The 3524-nt window shown below is 43.4% G+C and carries 4 protein-coding genes and 3 pseudogenes; 6 read left to right on the top strand and 1 reads right to left on the bottom strand.

Annotated features, from left to right (window positions below; all coding sequences use genetic code 11):
- Nucleotides 1-268, top strand: a 268-nt coding sequence (locus AC075J_RS03845) for a Holliday junction resolvase RecU (RefSeq protein ID WP_476390027.1), incomplete at its 5' end; no start/stop codon positions are given.
- A gap of 168 nt (nucleotides 269-436) precedes the next feature.
- Here AC075J_RS03845 and AC075J_RS03840 read toward each other — a convergent pair.
- Nucleotides 437-559, bottom strand: a pseudogene (locus AC075J_RS03840) (DUF6783 domain-containing protein).
- Between AC075J_RS03840 and AC075J_RS03835 the strand changes: the two are divergent.
- From AC075J_RS03835 to AC075J_RS03815, 5 genes and pseudogenes are all read left to right on the top strand, one after another.
- Nucleotides 518-643: pseudogene (locus AC075J_RS03835) on the top strand (DUF6783 domain-containing protein); the annotation flags it as partial. The pseudogenes AC075J_RS03840 and AC075J_RS03835 sit on opposite strands and share 42 nt — an antisense overlap.
- A gap of 619 nt (nucleotides 644-1262) precedes the next feature.
- A complete protein-coding gene (locus tag AC075J_RS03830) occupies nucleotides 1263-1592 on the top strand; it encodes an ATP phosphoribosyltransferase regulatory subunit (RefSeq protein WP_476390026.1) in 330 nt (109 codons plus the stop codon).
- Nucleotides 1498-2379: an ATP phosphoribosyltransferase regulatory subunit gene (locus AC075J_RS03825; RefSeq protein WP_476390028.1), complete on the top strand. Its 882-nt coding sequence runs from the start codon at nucleotides 1498-1500 to the stop codon at nucleotides 2377-2379. The genes AC075J_RS03830 and AC075J_RS03825 overlap by 95 nt, the downstream gene beginning before the upstream one ends.
- 3 nt (nucleotides 2380-2382) lie before the next feature.
- Nucleotides 2383-3033, top strand: a pseudogene (gene hisG / locus AC075J_RS03820) (ATP phosphoribosyltransferase).
- A 2-nt stretch (nucleotides 3034-3035) separates the two neighbouring features.
- The coding region (locus tag AC075J_RS03815) for a histidinol dehydrogenase (RefSeq protein WP_476390025.1) at nucleotides 3036-3524 on the top strand (489 nt) is incomplete at its 3' end.

Genomic DNA, 3524 nt, shown 5'->3' with positions numbered 1-3524 from the left:
GAATATCCATCCTCATCAGGTGGAATTTATGCAGGCATTTGAAAAGCAGGGAGGGGTGGCTTTTTTTCTTATATTCTACAGCCATGAAAACCAGTTCTATTACCTTACACTGCGCAGTCTCCTTACTTTCTGGAACCGGATGCAGGAAGGCGGCCGCAAGAGCTTCCGGCGCGAAGAACTGGAGCCTCAGTACTATTTGAATAAAAAAAGCGGGTTTCTTGTGCCCTTTCTGGATGGGATTCAGATTGATCTTGATGAGAGGGAATAGAAGAGGGACGCGCAGAAATTTATTTTATTTCCGGTGCGGTTTCGGCATCTAAGAGTTTCTAAGGCAAAAAAAATCTGCTAAAAGCATGAGCCGTCTTCTCAAACTCGCTCCGTCGCCGACTTCGCTCAGACAGTGAAACAGCCGGCTCATAACGCAGATTTTTTTTGCCTAAGAAACTCTAGAGTGTGTCTGAAAAATCATTCCCGCAATCTGCACGCCCCACTTTGCGGGATATTTCACCCGAATTCAGTTGCCGTAGCCCGCTACGGCGCCCTCATCCGGGCAAAATATTCCACAAATTGTGACGCACATCTTGCAGAAAGCCTTTTTCAGACACGCTCTAAGATACCTGCAAATGCACCGGAAATAAAATAAATTTCTGCGCTGTGTATTGGCAGTAACCATGAAGAAATCAACTGGCTGGCATACTATAGCAAGCCTCTTATAATGTATATTGATTCAGTTCATCAGAGCGTAAAATCCTGCGTCAGATATCCTTGATGTGCGTCAGCACGCCTGTAGGTATCTGCCTTGTCTTTCGCACTCGGCTGAACTGTCTTAAATGCATTAGTTAATAGACTTGCTATAGCCGTCATAATCTTCCACATTGCGAAAACCAGCTCGGAAACATATTGTATTTGAGGTGCATTTGCAGGTGTCTTAGAGATTCTTAGTTTTCAGGAAATCTGCGTTATGAGAAGAAAAGCCCCTTGTCTGAGCGACAGCGAGTAATTCCGGGCTTTTCTTCTCATGGTTTTAGCAGATTTCCTGAAGACTTAGAAGCTCTTAGATACCGAAACCGCACCTCAAATACAATATGTTTCTGAGCGTCCCTCTAAACATATAATAATAACATTAACTGTACTTGACATTTTTCTAAAAAACAATTATAATTCTATCTAGTTTCACATTACTTTAGTAGCACGTTACTGTACTAAAGCGAAATCGGCAAAGTAATAACAACCACAATACATAACCAAGAGGAGGACCACCCATGCAGCGTATTTTCCACACCCCTGAAGGTGTAAGAGACATCTACAACGGCGAATGCAGCCAGAAAAGAAAGGTACAGGAGAAAATCCATCGCGTCTTCCACCAGTATGGCTATGAAGACATAGAAACCCCGACATTCGAATACTTTGAAGTATTCAGCCGCGAAGTAGGAACCATCCCATCCAAAGAACTTTATAAATTCTTTGACAGAGAAGGCAACACCCTGGTACTCAGACCTGACTTCGCCCGTCTGTATCCAGAGCCTGTGCAACCTACTTTTCCCGGACAAAGAACCTGTAAGCCTCTGCTACACAGGAAACACATTTATTAATAACACCAGCTACAGAGGACATCTCAAAGAAACCACACAGATGGGAGTAGAACGGATCGGTGATGAATCCGCAGATGCAGATGCAGAACTTCTTGCCATGACAGTGGAATGCCTTCTGGCAGCAGGTCTTACAGAATTTCAGGTCAGTGTCGGACAGGTAGATTACTTCAAATCCTTATTAAAAGAAGCCGAACTCGGTCCGGAAGCAGAAGAACGTCTTCGTGTTTTGATCTCGCAGAAAAATTCTTTCGGAGTAGAAGAGTTTGTAGAAGAACAGAAACTCAAAGACAGTATGCAGAAAGCCTTTACTGAAATCCCACAGATGTTTGGTTCAGAAGAAGTCTTAAAGAAAGCCAGAAGTCTGACAAACAACGCCTGCGCACTGGAGGCAGTTTCCAGACTGGAAGAAATCTATGAGATTATGAAAAACTACGGATATGAAAAGTATATCTCTTTCGATTTTGGAATGCTTAGTAAATATCAGTACTATACAGGTATCATTTTCCAGGCATATACTTACGGAACCGGTGAACCTATGATCAAGGGAGGCCGTTACAATGGCCTGATGAAACACTTTGGCAAACCTGCGGCATCTATCGGATTTGCCCTTGAAGTAGATAACCTTCTTCTTGCACTTTCCAGCCAGAAACTGATCTCTGAGAAAGAGGAGAAGCCGGAAGTAATCGAATACGAGCCACAGAACCGTACAGAAGCCATTAAAGAGGCACAGAAACTTCGTGCAGAGGGCAGATGTGTGGCATTACGTTTGAAAAAGGAGGTCAGATAAGCCATGAGATACCTGACAGTTGCCCTGACAAAAGGCAGACTTGCCAACAAAACAATGGAGATGTTTGAGAAAGCAGGAATCACCTGCGAAGAGATGAAAGATAAAGATTCCCGTAAACTGATCTTTACTAATGAAGAACTGAAGATGAAATTCTTCCTTGCAAAAGGGCCGGATGTTCCTACCTATGTAGAGTATGGTGCGGCAGATATCGGAATTGTGGGAAAGGATACGATCCTGGAGGAAGGCCGTAAGCTTTATGAAGTGATGGATACTTGGATTTGGAAAATGTGAGATGTGTGTCGTGCGGACCGGAGAGTGCCAGAGAAGTTCTGGAGAACAACCAGCTAGATCCGTGTGGCGACTAAATATCCAAATATTGCCAAGGATTACTTCTTTAACAGAAAACACCAGACAGTAGATTTGATCAAATTAAACGGTTCCATTGAACTGGCACCCATCGTTGGTCTGTCTGAAGTGATCGTAGATATTGTGGAGACCGGAAGTACACTGAAGGAAAACGGACTGAAGGTGCTGGAAGAGGTCTGCCCGTTGTCTCCCAGAATGGTAGTCAATCAGGTGAGCATGAAGATGGAAAATGAGAGAATCCGTAAACTTCTTGAAGACTTAAGAAGAGTTCTTCAGGAGGAGATGTAAAGATGCGTACAGTAAAATTAACAAAAGAATCAACAAAGGATATTCTTGAGAATCTGCTGAAAAGAAGCCCGAATAACTATGGGAAATTTGAATCCACAGTAGCTCAGATCCTTGATAAAGTAAAAAATGAAGGGGACGCAGCCCTTTTTGCCTATACAAAAGAATTTGACAAAGCTGATGTGACAAAAGAGACTATCCGCGTCACAGATGCAGAAATTGAAGAGGCTTATGCGCAGATTGATCCTGCACTTCTTGGAGTGATCCGCAAAGCTCTGGTCAATATCCGTCAGTATCATGAAAAACAGATCCAGAACAGCTGGTTTACAAGCACAACAGATGGAACTATGCTTGGACAGAAAGTAACACCGTTAAATCGTGTGGGTGTCTATGTACCCGGTGGAAAAGCAGTTTATCCGTCTTCTGTACTGATGAATATTGTACCTGCGAAAGTGGCAGGAGTCCCGCATATTGTTATGACAACACCGCCCGGA

It is taken from the genome of Blautia sp. ZXY-1-C6 (assembly GCF_056339875.1).
Note: the sequence above shows the minus strand (reverse complement) of the source record. Positions and strands in the feature narration are given on the sequence as shown.

Bases quoted from the DNA above. Each gene is read 5' to 3' on its own strand.
- AC075J_RS03830 (WP_476390026.1), top strand. From the start codon at position 1,263: ATGCAGCGTATTTTCCACACCCCTGAAGGTGTAAGAGACATCTACAAC.